This is a genomic window from Bacteroides sp. 41_26 (genome assembly GCF_949740115.1).
Taxonomy (GTDB): Bacteria; Bacteroidota; Bacteroidia; order Bacteroidales; family Bacteroidaceae; genus Bacteroides; species Bacteroides nordii.
Window position 1 is genome coordinate 40,280 of sequence record NZ_CATJGZ010000061.1, and the last position, 15,434, is coordinate 55,713.

The following is a 15,434-nucleotide window of genomic DNA, read 5'->3' on the forward strand; positions in this document are numbered from 1 at the left end:
TCATTTCGAAGAAAACCATTTCAGCGGATTGATCCGTTTGCGAAATAATTTATCTCTCATCATGCGGTGCAATCTGTATTGATAAGTTTGGATATATCCGTGAGTTGGAATATATCTGCTTTCGGATAGAGGCTTTTCGAAGATATTATCGAAGAAAGTTATCAGTTGTTCTTCCCAGTTTAGATAATTCTCCTTATTAAACCAGGGAGTAGATAATAGAGAAAGGTACTCATCATCATTCTGATCCAGTCGGACAATGTGCTCTACTGCTTCTTCCAAAGAAGAATAGCTGGAGACATTGATAAAAGAAGCCGGGTTGAAATCTCGGTCAATAAGTTTATTACCCCAGTAGATAGGTACGGAGTTAACAAGCATCGGCTCCATGATTTTTTCAGTGGTATAACCGTCACACATGCTATTTTCAAATGCAATATTGAATTTGTAGTCCTTGATAAAAGCAGTTTTATCGGGAACCGGACCTCCTACATTATTTTTATAGCGACCTCCCGAATCCACTTGTTTGTATTCTGACAATAGTTGGAAAAAACGTTCTCTTTCGGGAGCTCCTTTGGCATTAGAAACTACGAAACTACAGAATTTACGGTTAAGAACCACTTCGGGAACTATCACTTTGGGAGCTGCTAATTGCTGTACACCATATGCTGTGTAAAAAGGTATACGTATATATCTGTCACCGAATGATAGGAAGTTAAAGCCAATGGCATAGTCGCAGATATTGAAATCTGGCGTGATGTTTTCACCGGAGTAGAATATTTTAGTACAATTGTGATAATCTATATTTTCATATCCAAAGACTGAAAAGAACAGATAATCAGGAGTATCACTAAGCTCAATCCGATATTTCTTAGAAATTATATCTGCTATGAAGTTGTGTTGGGGATCAAAGTTTTCCCAGAAATCAACGAATTTTACTTTTATAGTTTTCATGTTGTTTCGGATAATTCATGCTCTTCGGTGAGCTCTTTCTGTGTGAGACTTTCTGTTACTGTAATTATTTCTGGTTCTTGTTCTGGTATTTCTGCTGTCGCCTCTTCTGTTTCTATTACTGCTGCTGTTGATTGTATTTTGGCTTCTTCTATACTTGCCATGAATTCAGGCGTCTTTATTTTTTTTAGCGCCATTTGTGCAGCATTTTGTTGGGACTCTTTTTTAGAATAGCCTGTTCCGGTTCCGGCAGGTATGCCCTCAATATGTACTTCTGTCTGGAACACAGGATTGCTTTCTTTGTCGAAGAATTGTTCTATAAGTTCAAAAGAGACTTCAACCTTGTTTTTCTGGCTCCATTCAATCAGTTTAGATTTGAAGTTTACTTCTTTGCGTGACAATTTATCCAGATCAATATACGGATGTATTATTTTCTCTTCAAGAAATAACTTACAACGTTCGTATCCCTGATCAAGATAGATGGCCCCGATAAAAGCTTCAAAGGCATTGCCGTACATATAACTGTTGTGAGATGAAGAGCGGGTGGAATATTTAATGAGTTTGTCAAGGCCGATTTGTACAGCCAGTTTGTTCAATGTTTCGCGTTGAACGATTTTTGAACGGGTATTGGTCAGGAAACCTTCCCTTTTTCCCTCGAAGTGTTTATATACGATATCTCCTACAATGGCGTCAAGAATAGCATCACCCAAAAATTCCAGGCGTTCATTATTTAAAGGGCGTCCTTTTTCAGAACGGAGAGAAGTAGATTTGTGTAGAAGAGCTTGCTCGTAGAGATGGATGTTACGAGGATAGAATCCAAGTATTCTATAAAAACAAAGATAAGACTCTCTGTCCTTACAGAACAGCAGTCTTATCTTGTCTATTTGATTTCGTAGCACGGCTTTACTCTGCGTATTTCTTGAAGATGACACAGGCGTTATGACCACCGAATCCAAATGTATTGGACAAGGCAACGTTAACTTCACGTTTCTGTGCTTTGTTGAAAGTGAAATTAAGGTTATAGTCTATGTTCTCGTCATTGTCACCTTCTTCATGGTTGATAGTCGGAGGAACAATACCATTTTTGATAGCAAGAATACTTGCAATAGATTCTACCGCACCGGCAGCACCTAATAAATGGCCTGTCATTGATTTGGTTGAACTGATATTCAACTCAAATGCATGGTCACCAAATACTTCTTTAATAGCTTTAGCTTCCGAGATATCACCTACAGGAGTAGATGTTCCGTGTACGTTGATGTAATCAACTTCTTTCGGATCCATTTCTGCATCTTCCAATGCGTTCAACATCACTAACTTAGCGCCTAATCCTTCCGGATGTGAGGCTGTGAGGTGATGAGCATCAGCTGACATACCTACACCGGCAACTTCTGCATAGATCTTCGCACCACGTGCTTTGGCGTGTTCCAATTCTTCAAGAATAAGACAACCACCACCTTCACCCATAACGAATCCGTCACGGCTTGCGCTGAACGGACGGGATGCACTTTCCGGGGAGTCATTGCGGGTAGACAGTGCATGCATTGCATTGAAACCTCCTACACCGGCAGCAGCGATAGCAGCTTCCGAACCACCAGATACGATTACATTCGCTTTACCCAGACGGATAAGATTGAATGCATCGGCAATGGCATTAGTAGAAGTAGCACATGCAGAACATGTTGCATAGTTAGGACCGTGGAAACCATACATAATAGAAATCTGTCCGGCAGCAATATCCGAAATCATCTTAGGAATAAAGAACGGATTGAACTTTGGACCATTTTCCTGATGAAGAGCGTAGCTACTTACTTCTTCTTCAAATGTACGAATACCACCGATACCTGCACCGAAAATAACGCCGATTCTATTTAAATCTTCATTTTCGACATCAAGACCAGAGTCAGCAACTGCTTCTTTGGCTACTGCTACAGCATATTGTGTATACAGGTCCATTTTGCGTGCTTCTTTGCGGTCGATATATTTAGTTGCATCGAAGCCTTTTACTTCACATGCAAATTGGGTCTTGAATAGCGAAGCATCGAAATGAGTAATAGGCCCTGCTCCACTAACCCCGTTCACCAGGTTTTCCCAAAATTCGGGTACACTATTGCCAACGGGAGTAATGGCGCCGAGGCCTGTTACTACAACTCTTTTTAATTCCATATTGATGAAATCCGATTACTTAGCGTGTTCTTCGATATAAGATACAGCGTCACCTACAGTACCAATCTTTTCAGCTTGGTCATCTGGAATAGAGATACCGAATTCTTTTTCGAATTCCATGATAAGTTCTACAGTGTCAAGAGAATCAGCTCCCAGGTCATTAGTGAAGCTTGCTTCAGTTGTAACTTCTGATTCTTCAACGCCTAATTTATCAACGATAATCGCTTTCACTCTTGATGCAATTTCAGACATAACTTTAAGTTTTTAATTAATAATTAGTTTTATTTCTTTAATTTTGCGGTGCAAAGGAATAAATATTTATCGTTCTGCGCAAATATTTGATTAAATAAATGCATTCTTTTGCACATTTTTCACTGTTTTGTGCAGAGAATAGGTTGGTTATGAAGAAAAACATCGCAATTTTTGCTTCCGGTTCCGGCACAAATGCCGAAAACATCATCCGGTATTTCCAGGAGAATGATTTAATTAGAGTGGCATTGGTACTTTCTAACAGGAGTGATGCGTATGTTTTGGAACGTGCAAACCGTCTGAAAGTGCCCTCCAGGGTGTTTTTTAAAGATGATTGGAGTTCCGGTGAGCAAATTTTGCTTTCATTGCGTGAATATAATATTGATTTTATTGTTCTGGCCGGATTTCTGGTGCGTGTACCTGAAATACTTTTGCATGCTTATCCTGATAAAATCATAAATATACATCCTGCTTTGCTTCCGAAGTTCGGAGGGAAGGGGATGTATGGCGACCGTGTACATGAAGCAGTAGTGGCTGCCGGAGAAAAAGAAAGTGGTATTACTATACATTATATAAATGAACGCTATGATGAAGGCAATACTATTTTTCAGGCAAAATGCCCGGTATTGCCCGAAGACTCATCTGCTGATGTAGCAAAGAAAGTGCATTCTTTGGAATATGAATGTTATCCGCTGGTAATAGAAAAACTCTTGAGTTGTTGAAAAAATATCTATTGAGGTGCTTAGCATAGTTATTTTATATACATTATTATATAATGCGAATCAGTAGTTGGAATCAGTTAAGAATTAGTTTTGTTCATATTTGATCGGAAATGAGCAAAACTCACCACAGAGTAACACAGAGTTTAAATCTTTATTGAAACGCAGATTTTCGCAAAGGGAAACAAATGTATGATAAATAACTACAGTCTTTTAATCTGCGTTCTGTGTTAATCCGCGTTTCATCAGATAAATACTACTCTGTGTGGCATAAAAAATACAAAGCCATTTAACTCGTTTCTGCTGTTGAACTCAATAACCAACTATTGATTCGCATATATAATATGATTGTTATTCTGTTTATTCCGTGAAACGGAATGTGACCAGTAATCCTTTGTGATCGGTAGGCCATACTCCTTTAGGAAGGAGGAATTTATCTTTGGATGTTTCCTTTACTCTTTGACTTCGTACAATGGAACTTTTGGGGCCGAATATAATTGCTTTTTCTGCTTGTAGCCCTTTCCCTTGATAAAAAATGAAGTCGATCCGGTCACGTTCGTCTGCTTTCGGTGCCCAGGTTAACTTTTCGGGGGCTATTAACAGATTGTCCGAAGGATAAGTAAATCCGGGGTGTGTAAGCGGATTAGGATAAATTTCACGATAGCTGTCAATGAATCCGGCCTCTTCAAGTAGAGTGGTTACTGTCCAGGGGATAACCATGCCATTATGGTCGTACATATCCTTGTTCGTTTCCAACCAGTCACGATGAGAGGGCTCATTGAAATCTCCTCCTAAAATAATGCTATATCCGTTGGTCATATCCTTATGGGCTTGGTCAATGAATAGCTTGATGGCATCATCACGTTGCGAATCTGTATTTACTTTCAATACTTCTTCCACTGTTTGAGGTTTGGGAATTTCTTTCCAGGTAGAACCGTCATATCCGCGTACATTGTAGTATGCACAATCCAGATAATCAAGGTGGGCTGTGTATACGGCTACCTTGTGTCCGTTGACGGTGGCCAATAGTCGGTAGATACTACCATGATCTCCATTCTCGGGAAAAACTGTCAGAGAATCTGTGATGGGATGTTTACTCAATAAGCCGGTGTCATAGCTATAAAAAGAGTAGTAAGTCAATCCCTTTTCTCGCAAGGAAGACAGAATGCGGGCACTAAAATTGCTTTTGTTATAGTTTCTGACCTCGCTAAAGGTGACAAAGTCTGGTTTTAAACGGACAATTTCATTAATGATAGCGTCGTAACCCCCTGGTACAGATGTTCCTTCTTGCCAGACATTCCATTGTAAAACAGTAAATTCTCCGGCTTTCTTACTGTTTGCAGATAGAGTGCTCAGAAGGAGAAAAGCAAGTAAAAAAAGTTTTTTCATGATATTTAAAAGATAAATAAATTGTAATTTCCAAATTTATAAAATGTGGTGAATAGTTGTTTTAAAATCAATTATATAATTATTCTGTGCCCTATAACATCATAATCCTATAACTTTATTAACATAGTGTCTTAACTACCATTTTGATGTTTACAGAAGTACGTACTTTATACCTGTAAAAGTACGTACTTTTTACCTATAAAGTATACTAATTAACACCAAGTTAAATACGTATTTTATTCCGGCACTTCAACTGATATAATATACGCCTCTTTTTCTCTTCTTAGAGGATAGTCTCCCCGAAGTTGTTCAAACTGTTCAGGATGTGATTTTAATCGGTTACTATCTTGGCGTGGATCGTATATTTTTAGTAAAGCTTCCTCTAAAGTTGCAGCTTGTATGAATGTGTTTTGGGGTTGCATAGGCGTGATGGTATAGTTGGCTTTTATATCGAAATGCCGGCAGAGAGCGTCCAATGACATCCGTGTTGCATTTGCTTTTCCATCTGCTGAATATCCTGCGATGTGAGGGGTTCCTATTATTACTTTATTCAATAACTCAAGATTAATAGTGGGTTCATTTTCCCATACATCAATGATTGCTTCAGAAATGACTCCTTTTTGTAGGGCTTCCAGCAATGCTTTTGTTTCAATAACTTCTCCACGGGAAGTGTTGATAATTATGGGTTTGCGTTTGAGAGTACGGAAGAATGATTCGTTTGCCAAATGGTAGGTTTTGTATTTTCCGTCTTTGTATAGAGGCACATGGAAAGTTATTATGTCACATTCTTGCGCTATTTGTTCTAAAGAACAAAATTCAGCATTCCCTTCTTGTTCTTCTTTGGGAAGGTCATTCAGCAATATGCGCATCCCTTGTGTCTTTGCTACTTCAATTATTTTACTTCCTACATTTCCAACTCCTACAATGCCTATACACATTTCATTAAGATTTTTACCTTTGGTGATCTTCAGCAACGAGAGTACGGATTCAATGTATTGTGCTACAGAAGCAGAATTACATCCGGGAGCATTGGCCCAGGTAATGCCGGCTGTACGACAGTATTCTGTATCAATGTGATCGAACCCGATGGTTGCAGTTGCAATAAACTTAACCTGACTACCTTCCAGCAGTTCGCGGTTACAATGAGTTCTTGTGCGGATAATTAGTGCGTCAGCATCGTGTATGAGTTTTGGTGTAAAGTCTTTTCCTGGTATATAAACAACTTCCTCTGCAATTTCTTTGATAGCCTCTTGTATATAAGGAATCTTGTCATCTATAATAATTTTCATATCATTTTTCATTTTTGGCAAAAATACAAAAAAAATAGTATCTTTGTCGGGACTTGATAGGTAAAAAACTACTGCCTGATGGCAAAGACGACTCGCTATAAAGCTGTAAGATAGAAATAAATATGAATATCATTCAGATTTTTGCATCTCCTGTTTGGGGAGGAGGTGAACAATATATATATGACTTGGCTGTAGCTTCTACGAATCACAGGCATGCTGTCACCTTTTTCTCACGGAAAAGCTCTGTTATAGCTCAGAGAGTTGCAGGAATCGATGGGGAGTATTACCAGTTACCTTTCAAAGGAATTATAGATTTTTACTCGGTTATCCGGTTAAGCAAGTATTTAAAAAAACATCCTACGGATATTATACATATCCATTGCTTCAAAGAAATGTTTACTGTTATCCTTGCCAAACGTATTTCCGGGAGTAAAGCAAAAATAGTTCTCACGAGGCATCTTATTAAAAAAGGGAAAAATAATCCTCTCTATCTTTGGGCCTATCGGCATATAAATCGTATTGTGTTTGTATCACGACTCGGTGAACAAACATTTTTGGGCTCAGTTCCCGGTTTCCCTAAAGAACGCAGTATTGTTGTTCATAACAGTATTCCTCCCTATATAGAACCTATAGATAAGTCAGAAACCCTTCGTGAGAGATTTCATATTCCTAAAGAGTGTCCGCTGATTGTTTTTGTCGGGAGGGTCGTTCCGGCGAAAGGGATACTTCAGTTGATTACAGCATTAGGCAAACTTCACCATCTTAATTTCTTCTCAGTAATCATAGGTAAGGGCAAGGATGACTTTATTGAGCGATTGAAGGCACTTGTGGTTTCAGAGGGGCTGGCTGATAAAGTTGCATTTCTGGGACACTCGGATAAAGTGCGTGCACTTATTGCAGATGCTGATATCGGAGTTGCCCCTTCTTTGTGTAAAGAGGCTTTCGGATTGACTGCCATAGAATTTATGCAGGCGGGAAAATGTATTATAACAACGGATAATGGGGCACAAGTAGAGTTTATTAAGCATGGAAACAATGGATGGTTAGTGACACCAGGCGATGTTGATGCTTTGTCCCAGGCTTTGTCATCATTGATCTTGGATGCTGAAACGCGTAATCGTTTGGGCGATCAGGCTAAAAAATATTTTGAGAAAGAGCTGGCTTATGATAAGTTTTACGAAGCTATAATGCGTGTTTATAGTATGGATGTATAATTAAAAGTAAGAAAGGATTGTTCGTCTGAGAAAAATTCTTTAGCTTTGTCTTATTGTACATTCATTAAAATGATTATAATTATGACATTTAGTAACCTTTGCAATGACATTTTTGGGAAATCGACCAGCGATTATCATATTACAGATAGTGTGGATGCTCCGATGAATAACCCATACGAGTTGAAATCGATTGAATATTATTTGTATTTAAAGAACTGGATTGATGCTGTGCAATGGCATTTTGAAGATATAATCCGTGATCCTCAGATTGACCCGGTAGAAGCATTGAAGTTGAAACGCAGAATTGACAAGTCCAATCAGGATCGTACGGATCTGGTGGAATTGATTGACAGTTATTTCCTTGATAAATATAAAGATGTAGTTTCTCTGCCGAACGCTACGATTAATACGGAAAGTCCCGCTTGGGCTGTTGACCGTCTCTCTATCCTTGCCTTGAAAATCTATCATATGCAGCAGGAAGTAGACCGTACGGATACAACGAAAGAACATCATGACCAATGTCTGGCCAAACTTTCTATTCTGTTGGAACAACAGAAAGATCTGTCAACGGCTATTGACCAATTGTTGACTGATATTGAGGCCGGCAGAAAATACATGAAGGTATATAAGCAGATGAAGATGTATAATGATCCGGCTTTGAATCCGGTACTTTATGCTAAAAAATAAACGATGGCCCGTATTCTTATAATTCGATTCTCAGCACTTGGTGATGTTGCCATGACTATTCCGGTAGTCTATTCGTTGGCAGCCCAGTATCCTCAGCATGAAATTACTGTGTTAAGTCGTGGGGTGCTACAGCCTCTTTTTCAAGGTCTACCATCCAATGTACACTTTATAAGCGCAGATCTTACCGGTAAGCACAAAGGATTCTGGGGATTGAATATACTTTATTCGGAGTTGAAAAAACTTCATTTCGACTATGTGGCTGATTTTCATAATGTGCTGCGTACGAAATATATCCGTTTAAGGTTTAGAATGTCCGGAGTTCCGGTAGCATTTATTGATAAAGGTCGAAAAGGGAAAAAGAAATTAGTACGGCGCCATAACAAGGTATTGGAGAATCAGAAAAGCTCTTTCAGGCACTATGCAGATGTATTGGAGGAGTTGGGTTTCCCGGTCTTGTTGAATTTTACTTCTGTCTATGGCGAAGGAAAAGGAGATTTCTCTTTAATAGAACCTGTAACCGGAGCCAAAGAGAAAGGGATAAAATGGATTGGTATTGCTCCTTTTGCCAAGCATGAAGGAAAAATATATCCTATAGAATTACAAGAGAAAGTGGTCGCCCATTTCGCTCAACGTCCGGATGTTAAAGTGTTTCTGTTTGGCGGTGGAATGAGAGAACAGAATGTATTTGATTCATGGATGTCAAAGTACCCATCTGTGACGTCTATGATCGGTAAATTAAATATGAATACGGAGCTGAATCTGATGAGCCACCTGGATGTAATGCTTTCTATGGATTCGGCTAATATGCATTTGGCTTCGCTGGTAAATACTCCGGTGGTTTCCGTTTGGGGAGCAACTCATCCTTACGCTGGTTTTATGGGCTGGAAACAGTTGCCAATCAATACAGTACAGCTTGATTTATCTTGCCGTCCCTGTTCGGTATATGGGCAGAAACCTTGTTTTCGCGGGGATTATGCTTGTATGAGAAATATTAAACCAGAGCAGATAATAAGTAAAGTGGAAGGTCTGTTGATTGATTAACCGGAAAAGTAAAGAAGAAATGAGACTTGCCATTGTTGTTCCCTGTTATAAAGAAGAAGCGGTATTGGTTGAAACAACCAAACGTTTGACCAAGGTGATGGAGGCGCTTGTCAACAGGAAACTGATAACGCCCAATAGTTTTATTCTTTACGTAAATGATGGAAGTACAGATGGAACATGGTCTTTGATTTCAACTCTTCATTCAAATAATAAATCTATTTGTGGGGTCAATTTAGCCAGTAATGTAGGACATCAGAATGCATTAATGGCGGGGCTTACTGTTGCCGGAAGATTTTGCGATATAGTCATTTCTATTGATGCCGACTTGCAGGATGATACTGCTGTTATAGAAGAAATGGTCATTAAATATAAAGAAGGATTTGATATCGTTTATGGCGTACGTAAAAGCAGAACCTCTGATACTTTCTTTAAACGTTTTACAGCTTTAAGCTTTTATAAGTTCATGCGTGCTATGGGGATAAAGTCGGTTTATAATCATGCTGACTATCGTCTAATGAGCAAGAGAGCCATTGAACAGTTGTGTAAGTTTCGTGAAAGAAATCTTTTTCTTAGAGGCATTGTGCCATTAATCGGTTATAATACGGCTTCTGTATATTATGACCGGGTTGAGCGATTTGCAGGAGAATCTAAATATCCCTTTAGTAAAATGCTGAACTTCGCGATAGACGGCATTACCTCCTTTTCTGTGAGACCGGTGAGAATGATCCTTCTGGCAGGACTACTGTTTCTATTAATAACTGTGGGAGTATTGGTCTATATCTTACATTCACTCTGGATTGGTCATGTTGTTCCGGGGTGGACTTCACTGATGCTTTCAGTCTGGTTTGTGGGAGCTGTAATTTTGATTAGCCTTGGAGTTGTGGGCGAATATATTGGGAAAATATATATTGAGGTGAAAGATAGACCCCGTTATAATATTGAATCTGTTTTATTGAATAATGAAGATACGGAGAATCCGGATGCGAAGACTGTGCACGACTAAGGTAAGATAATGGAAGGAATGTTGAAATCAAGAGAAAAGCGATACGAATTTATTCGGTTTTGTGTGGTCGGGGTATTAGCTTCGGGTTTACATTATGGGGTTTATTATCTGTTACAAACAAGGATTAATGTAAATGTTGCCTATACAGTGGGATATTTGATTAGCTTGATATGTAATTTCTTTCTCACTTCGTATCTTACTTTCCATAGTTCACCTTCTATCAGGAAGGCCTTGGGTTTTGGAGGAAGCCATCTGGTTAACTATTTGATTCATTTGTCTTTTCTGAACCTTTTCTTGTATTTAGGAATTTCAAAGGTGTTGGCTCCTGTTTTAGTTTTGGCTATTGCAGTTCCAATAAATTTTTTATTACTTCGTTGGGTTTTTAAGCATAAAAATAAGTGAGAGTATGAAAACTGTTTTATATTATTTTGTTTTTTTCTTTTGGTTTGTTGCTTCTTTATTACCGTTGCGATTTCTCTATATATTCTCTGACTTATTGTATTTTCCACTTTATTATTGTGTTCGTTATCGCAGGAAGATTGTTCGGAAAAATCTGATTGAATCTTTCCCTGAAAAGGAGTTGGGGGAGATACAAAGAATAGAGAAAGCATTCTATCATTATTTTTGTGATTATATGGTGGAAACGATTAAGCTGTTTTCTATGAGCGAAAAGCAGATACGCAGGCGGATGACTTTTGGTGGTGTGGAAAAGATAAATGAATTTATAAAGGATAGAGATTGTGTCGCTTATCTGGGCCACTATTGTAATTGGGAGTGGGTGGCTTCTTTACCTTTACATTTAGATATTGATAAAGACCTTGTGGTAGGACAGATTTATCACCGATTGGAAAGTCCGGCTTTTGATCAGCTATTCCTGCGAATGCGAAGTCGTTTTCGTGCAGTTAATATAGAGATGTTCATGGCTTTACGTCAATTGGTACGTTATAAACAGCAGAATAAACGTTTCATCATTGGCTTTATATCCGATCAGTCTCCCAACTGGAATTTTGTGAATATGTGGACTGATTTTCTGAATCATAAGTCCTCATTCTTTGTTGGTGCAGAAGGCATTGCTAAAGCAACCGATGCTGTAGTAGTGTATATAGATGTACAAAGAGTAAGAAGAGGGTATTATCATGCAGAGTTTATCCTGATGACCGATCAACCCAAATCCTTCCCGAATTATGAAATAACGGTTGATTATGCCCGGCGCCTGGAGGCGACTATTCAGCGAGCTCCTCAGTATTGGCTGTGGAGTCATAATCGGTGGAAAAGAACCTACGAAGAATATCTGAGAAGAAATCAGAAATAATAATTTTACAGCGAGAGGTAATGTTCCATCATTTGCCGGGTTAATGTCTCTTGTCCGAAACGAGCAGCATACTCTGTTCCTTTTTCAATCATTTCCTGTTGTAAGGTGGGATTTGCCATGACTCGATCTATGGCATCGGCAAGTTCCTGTTCATTTTCGGGATTTATGTAGATGGAATGGTTTCCACCTGCTTCTTCCAGGCAAGAACCTGTAGCTCCGATTACAGGAATTTTACTGTTTAATGCTTCCAGAATGGGAATACCGAATCCCTCAAAAAAACTTGGATAGATAAATAGAGAGGCCATCTGGTAGATAGCAGGGAAATAACGGAACGAAACGTTGTGCAACATTAGAAGCCGATTCGACAGTCCGTTCTCCCGCGCATACTGAAGAACGGTATCCGCATAAGGGGTATGTTTTCCTATCGCTACCAAAGGGAGGTCACAAGAAGCTTTTGTAAGAGCCTTAGCTATTAACAACAGGTTTTTGCGGCTTTCAATACTTCCCACATATAAAAGATATTTTTCCGGAAGCCCGTATTGTTTGCGTGCTTCTTCTTTCAAACCGGAGTCTGCCGGGTGGAGAAAACTTTCATCACATCCTTGATAAATAACTTTTATTTTTTCTGCCGGAATATCAAAATAGTGTATAATGTCTCTTTTGGTACATTCGCTTACAGCGATAATACTGTTGGCTATCTGGCAGGCCCGGCGAAATTTATAAGTATATATGTTGCGGTCTATATATGAATAGAAGTTAGGATAGCGAAGGAAAATCAAGTCATGAATCGTAACGATACTTTTGATTTCTTTCAACCGTTCGATCCCTAAAGGGAGTTCATTACTAAGCCCGTGGAAAATAGCCGGATGATCGTTTTGCAGCTGTCCTTTGATACCGCTGACACGCCACAATGAAGGTAGATTTTTCCAGATCGCTTTATCTGGATAACAGACAACACAATTCTCTTGCTGTGACAAATTACCCAATAACTTTGCTTTTCGTTCATTGGGAGTGTACAACAGGTATTTGTTTTCAGGGTAGTAACGGCTTAAGCCTTCAATAACAAAGCGGCTGTAATTGCCGAGACCTGTGCGGTTTTGTGCTGCTCTTTTGGCATCAAAAGCTATTTTCATTCGTTTTATAATTTCTGGTTTATAGGTTGCAAAGGTAAGTGTTTTTGGGTATTTTAATGGCAGAACCAATTAAATATATTAATTTTGTCGCTGTTATACTTGATATTACATTAATATGAAACGATCTCTTTCTTTCCTTCCTTATATACGAGTGGTGCTTGCTGCACTATGTAATCTGGCGCTGTCCTATCTTCTTTTTATGATTTGTCGGTTTGTTTTTTTGTGGGTCAATTACTCTTATTATTCAGAATTGACAGGCGCTGAATTAATGACAATACTTAAAGGGGGACTGGTTTTTGATACGTCTGCTATCGTTTATATCAATGCTTTGTACATTCTTCTGATGTTTTTCCCATTACACTATAAAGAATATAAACGCTATCAGCAAGTGACAAAAGGCGTTTTTGTCTTTACCAATAGTATTGCCCTGATTATGAATCTGATGGATACGGTCTATTTTCAGTTTACCAATCGCCGGACCACTGCTTCCGTTTTCAATGAATTCAGTAATGAGAATAACATAGCAGGCATTATCGGAGTAGAGTTGCTGAATCATTGGTATCTGACTTTGCTGGCTGTTGTGTTGATTTATGGTATGTTTAAGTTATACAGAAAGCCTTTGGGAAAATCAGAGAATCTGAATCCGTGGAGTTATTATGGAATGCAGTTGGTTTGTCTTGTTGCTGTCATACCTTTTTGCATATTTGGTATGCGTGGTGGTATCGGAGCTGCTGTGCGACCTATTACGGTTAGTAATGCCAACCAATATGTCAATCGTCCCATTGAGACAGGGCTGGTGCTTAATACTCCTTTTGCGATGATACGTACTATTGGTAAAAAGCCGTTTGTAGTACCTGCCTATTATAAAGATGAGGCTGCGATGGAGGCCGTTTATACACCTGTCCATACTCCGGCGGATAGTGTGCAGTTCCGTCCGCTGAATGTGGTGGTATTTATCATGGAGAGTTTCGGAAAGGAATACATTGGTGCTTTAAATAAAGATTTGGATGGGGGAGCTTATAAGGGATATACCCCGTTCCTGGATTCATTGATTTCAGAGAGCCTCACATTTGAATATTCTTTTGCCAACGGGCACAAAAGTATTGATGGGATGCCTTCCGTATTGTCCGGTATTCCTATGTTTGTAGAACCCTTTTTTCTGACACCGGCTTCAATGAATAAAGTATCCGGTATTGGGGGTGAGTTACGTAAAAAGGGATACTATACTGCTTTTTTCCATGGTGCCGAAAATGGTTCAATGGGCTTTGAAGCTTTCTCGCGAGCTACAGGTTTTCAGGATTATTACGGGCGTACAGAATATAACAATGATGACGATTTTGACGGTCGATGGGCTATCTGGGACGAAGAGTTTTTCCAGTTTTTTGCAGATGAACTTTCTTCTTTCCGTCAACCTTTTGCAGCTGCTCTTTTTAGTGCTTCTTCCCATCATCCGTTTGTAATACCCAAACGATATGCGGGTAAGTTTCCCAAAGGGACATTGCCTATTCATCAGTGTATTGGCTATTCGGATTATGCGTTGAAACGTTTTTTCGAGAGAGCTTCTCATGAGCCTTGGTTCAATAATACATTGTTTGTGATCACAGCCGATCATACCAATCAAACGGAACATCCCGAATATATGACTGAAAGCGGCACATTTGCTGTACCCGTCATTTTTTATCAGCCGGGTAGTACATTGAAAGGGCATATCGATGCTATAGCCCAACAAATAGATATAATGCCCACTGTATTGGGATATTTGGGATATGACAAGCCTTACATTTCTTTCGGATGTGATTTGCTCACTACTCCCGCCGATCAGACTTCTGCAGTGAACTATATAGGCGGTGTTTATCAATATCATAAAGGTCATTATCTACTTCAGTTTGATGGTAAAGAGCCGGTTGCCCTGTATGACTTTGTTTCAGATCGTTTGCTGGAACATAATTTGTTAGGTACTTTGCTCGAAATACAATCTTCTATGGAATCAGAGTTGAAGGCAATAATTCAGCAATATATGACGAGGATGAATACGGATAAGCTGGTGTGTGAATAAAGTATATTTGTAATTATTGGAGAACAAAAAGACTTCTTGGTTGTATAAAAAATAGATCCTTTGGTAAAGGAAAAAAGAATACATTTTGGTTCTATTGTAATCTGTTGAAAATCAGAATGGTATATTGGGACGTTTTTCCTCTACCATTATCTTTGCCATGGAAAACATAGTTCTTTATGAACGTTAATAAGAATAAATTTCTTAATATTGTCTCGTAAACAAGAAAGCCTC

At 38.9% G+C, this 15,434-nt stretch carries 15 protein-coding genes; 8 read left to right on the forward strand and 7 right to left on the reverse strand.

Features of this window, described 5'->3' with window-relative positions:
* Genes QX565_RS07535 through QX565_RS07550 form a run of 4 tightly spaced genes read right to left on the reverse strand, consistent with a single transcriptional unit; the run spans position 1 to position 3,363 of the window.
* Positions 1 to 948 carry a glycosyltransferase family 10 domain-containing protein gene (locus QX565_RS07535; RefSeq protein ID WP_221650642.1) on the reverse strand — a complete coding sequence of 316 codons (948 nt, stop codon included), beginning with the start codon at positions 946 to 948 and terminating at the stop codon, positions 1 to 3.
* Positions 945 to 1,844: a ribonuclease III gene (rnc, locus tag QX565_RS07540; protein WP_221650643.1), complete on the reverse strand. Its 900-nt coding sequence runs from the start codon at positions 1,842 to 1,844 to the stop codon at positions 945 to 947. Before rnc ends, QX565_RS07535 begins: the two co-directional genes overlap by 4 nt.
* Before the next feature lie 4 nt (positions 1,845 to 1,848).
* Positions 1,849 to 3,111, reverse strand: coding sequence for a beta-ketoacyl-ACP synthase II (fabF, locus tag QX565_RS07545; RefSeq protein ID WP_221650644.1), 1,263 nt, complete (start codon positions 3,109 to 3,111; stop codon positions 1,849 to 1,851).
* Between the two features lie 15 nt (positions 3,112 to 3,126).
* Positions 3,127 to 3,363 (reverse strand): acyl carrier protein, encoded by a 237-nt coding sequence (locus QX565_RS07550; RefSeq protein WP_002558672.1) that lies wholly within the window; start codon positions 3,361 to 3,363, stop codon positions 3,127 to 3,129.
* Positions 3,364 to 3,461: 98 nt separating this feature from the next.
* Here QX565_RS07550 and purN point away from each other — a divergent pair, with 98 nt between their 5' ends.
* A complete protein-coding gene (gene purN / locus QX565_RS07555; protein WP_289292247.1) occupies positions 3,462 to 4,082 on the forward strand; it encodes a phosphoribosylglycinamide formyltransferase in 621 nt (206 codons plus the stop codon).
* A gap of 357 nt (positions 4,083 to 4,439) precedes the next feature.
* Here the strand turns inward: purN and QX565_RS07560 are convergent, their stop codons facing one another.
* Entirely contained in the window at positions 4,440 to 5,468 is a 1,029-nt protein-coding gene (locus tag QX565_RS07560; RefSeq protein ID WP_289292249.1) for an endonuclease/exonuclease/phosphatase family protein, read from the reverse strand.
* 236 nt (positions 5,469 to 5,704) lie between these two features.
* On the reverse strand, positions 5,705 to 6,757 hold the full coding sequence (gene pdxB / locus QX565_RS07565) for a 4-phosphoerythronate dehydrogenase PdxB (protein WP_289292251.1): 1,053 nt from the start codon (positions 6,755 to 6,757) through the stop codon (positions 5,705 to 5,707).
* Positions 6,758 to 6,879: 122 nt separating this feature from the next.
* Between pdxB and QX565_RS07570 the strand changes: the two genes are divergently transcribed.
* From QX565_RS07570 to QX565_RS07595, 6 genes are all read left to right on the forward strand, one after another.
* The gene (locus QX565_RS07570; protein ID WP_221650655.1) at positions 6,880 to 7,971 is read left to right on the forward strand and encodes a glycosyltransferase family 4 protein; all 1,092 of its coding nucleotides are present in this window, start codon (positions 6,880 to 6,882) and stop codon (positions 7,969 to 7,971) included.
* A gap of 81 nt (positions 7,972 to 8,052) precedes the next feature.
* Entirely contained in the window at positions 8,053 to 8,658 is a 606-nt protein-coding gene (locus QX565_RS07575) for a DUF4254 domain-containing protein (RefSeq protein WP_221650656.1), read from the forward strand.
* A 3-nt stretch (positions 8,659 to 8,661) separates the two neighbouring features.
* Complete coding sequence (locus QX565_RS07580) at positions 8,662 to 9,699, forward strand: glycosyltransferase family 9 protein (protein WP_221650657.1); 1,038 nt, start codon at positions 8,662 to 8,664, stop codon at positions 9,697 to 9,699.
* 19 nt (positions 9,700 to 9,718) lie between these two features.
* Entirely contained in the window at positions 9,719 to 10,702 is a 984-nt protein-coding gene (locus QX565_RS07585; RefSeq protein WP_221650658.1) for a glycosyltransferase family 2 protein, read from the forward strand.
* A gap of 18 nt (positions 10,703 to 10,720) precedes the next feature.
* On the forward strand, positions 10,721 to 11,104 hold the full coding sequence (locus QX565_RS07590; protein ID WP_221650665.1) for a GtrA family protein: 384 nt from the start codon (positions 10,721 to 10,723) through the stop codon (positions 11,102 to 11,104).
* A gap of 4 nt (positions 11,105 to 11,108) precedes the next feature.
* Complete coding sequence (locus QX565_RS07595; protein WP_289292255.1) at positions 11,109 to 12,014, forward strand: lysophospholipid acyltransferase family protein; 906 nt, start codon at positions 11,109 to 11,111, stop codon at positions 12,012 to 12,014.
* Between the two features lie 5 nt (positions 12,015 to 12,019).
* Here QX565_RS07595 and QX565_RS07600 read toward each other — a convergent pair whose 3' ends face one another.
* Positions 12,020 to 13,147, reverse strand: a complete 1,128-nt coding sequence (locus QX565_RS07600) for a glycosyltransferase family 4 protein (protein WP_289292256.1) — start codon at positions 13,145 to 13,147, stop codon at positions 12,020 to 12,022.
* Positions 13,148 to 13,262: 115 nt separating this feature from the next.
* Here QX565_RS07600 and QX565_RS07605 point away from each other — a divergent pair, with 115 nt between their 5' ends.
* Positions 13,263 to 15,203, forward strand: coding sequence for an LTA synthase family protein (locus QX565_RS07605; protein WP_289292258.1), 1,941 nt, complete (start codon positions 13,263 to 13,265; stop codon positions 15,201 to 15,203).
* Positions 15,204 to 15,434 lie beyond the last annotated feature (231 nt).

Bases quoted from the DNA above. Each gene is read 5' to 3' on its own strand.
- QX565_RS07535 (WP_221650642.1), bottom strand. From the start codon at position 948: ATGAAAACTATAAAAGTAAAATTCGTTGATTTCTGGGAAAACTTTGAT.
- fabF (WP_221650644.1), bottom strand. From the start codon at position 3,111: ATGGAATTAAAAAGAGTTGTAGTAACAGGCCTCGGCGCCATTACTCCC.
- QX565_RS07550 (WP_002558672.1), bottom strand. From the start codon at position 3,363: ATGTCTGAAATTGCATCAAGAGTGAAAGCGATTATCGTTGATAAATTA.
- purN (WP_289292247.1), top strand. From the start codon at position 3,462: ATGCATTCTTTTGCACATTTTTCACTGTTTTGTGCAGAGAATAGGTTG.
- QX565_RS07560 (WP_289292249.1), bottom strand. From the start codon at position 5,468: ATGAAAAAACTTTTTTTACTTGCTTTTCTCCTTCTGAGCACTCTATCT.
- pdxB (WP_289292251.1), bottom strand. From the start codon at position 6,757: ATGAAAATTATTATAGATGACAAGATTCCTTATATACAAGAGGCTATC.
- QX565_RS07570 (WP_221650655.1), top strand. From the start codon at position 6,880: ATGAATATCATTCAGATTTTTGCATCTCCTGTTTGGGGAGGAGGTGAA.
- QX565_RS07575 (WP_221650656.1), top strand. From the start codon at position 8,053: ATGACATTTAGTAACCTTTGCAATGACATTTTTGGGAAATCGACCAGC.
- QX565_RS07580 (WP_221650657.1), top strand. From the start codon at position 8,662: ATGGCCCGTATTCTTATAATTCGATTCTCAGCACTTGGTGATGTTGCC.
- QX565_RS07585 (WP_221650658.1), top strand. From the start codon at position 9,719: ATGAGACTTGCCATTGTTGTTCCCTGTTATAAAGAAGAAGCGGTATTG.
- QX565_RS07590 (WP_221650665.1), top strand. From the start codon at position 10,721: ATGTTGAAATCAAGAGAAAAGCGATACGAATTTATTCGGTTTTGTGTG.
- QX565_RS07595 (WP_289292255.1), top strand. From the start codon at position 11,109: ATGAAAACTGTTTTATATTATTTTGTTTTTTTCTTTTGGTTTGTTGCT.
- QX565_RS07600 (WP_289292256.1), bottom strand. From the start codon at position 13,147: ATGAAAATAGCTTTTGATGCCAAAAGAGCAGCACAAAACCGCACAGGT.
- QX565_RS07605 (WP_289292258.1), top strand. From the start codon at position 13,263: ATGAAACGATCTCTTTCTTTCCTTCCTTATATACGAGTGGTGCTTGCT.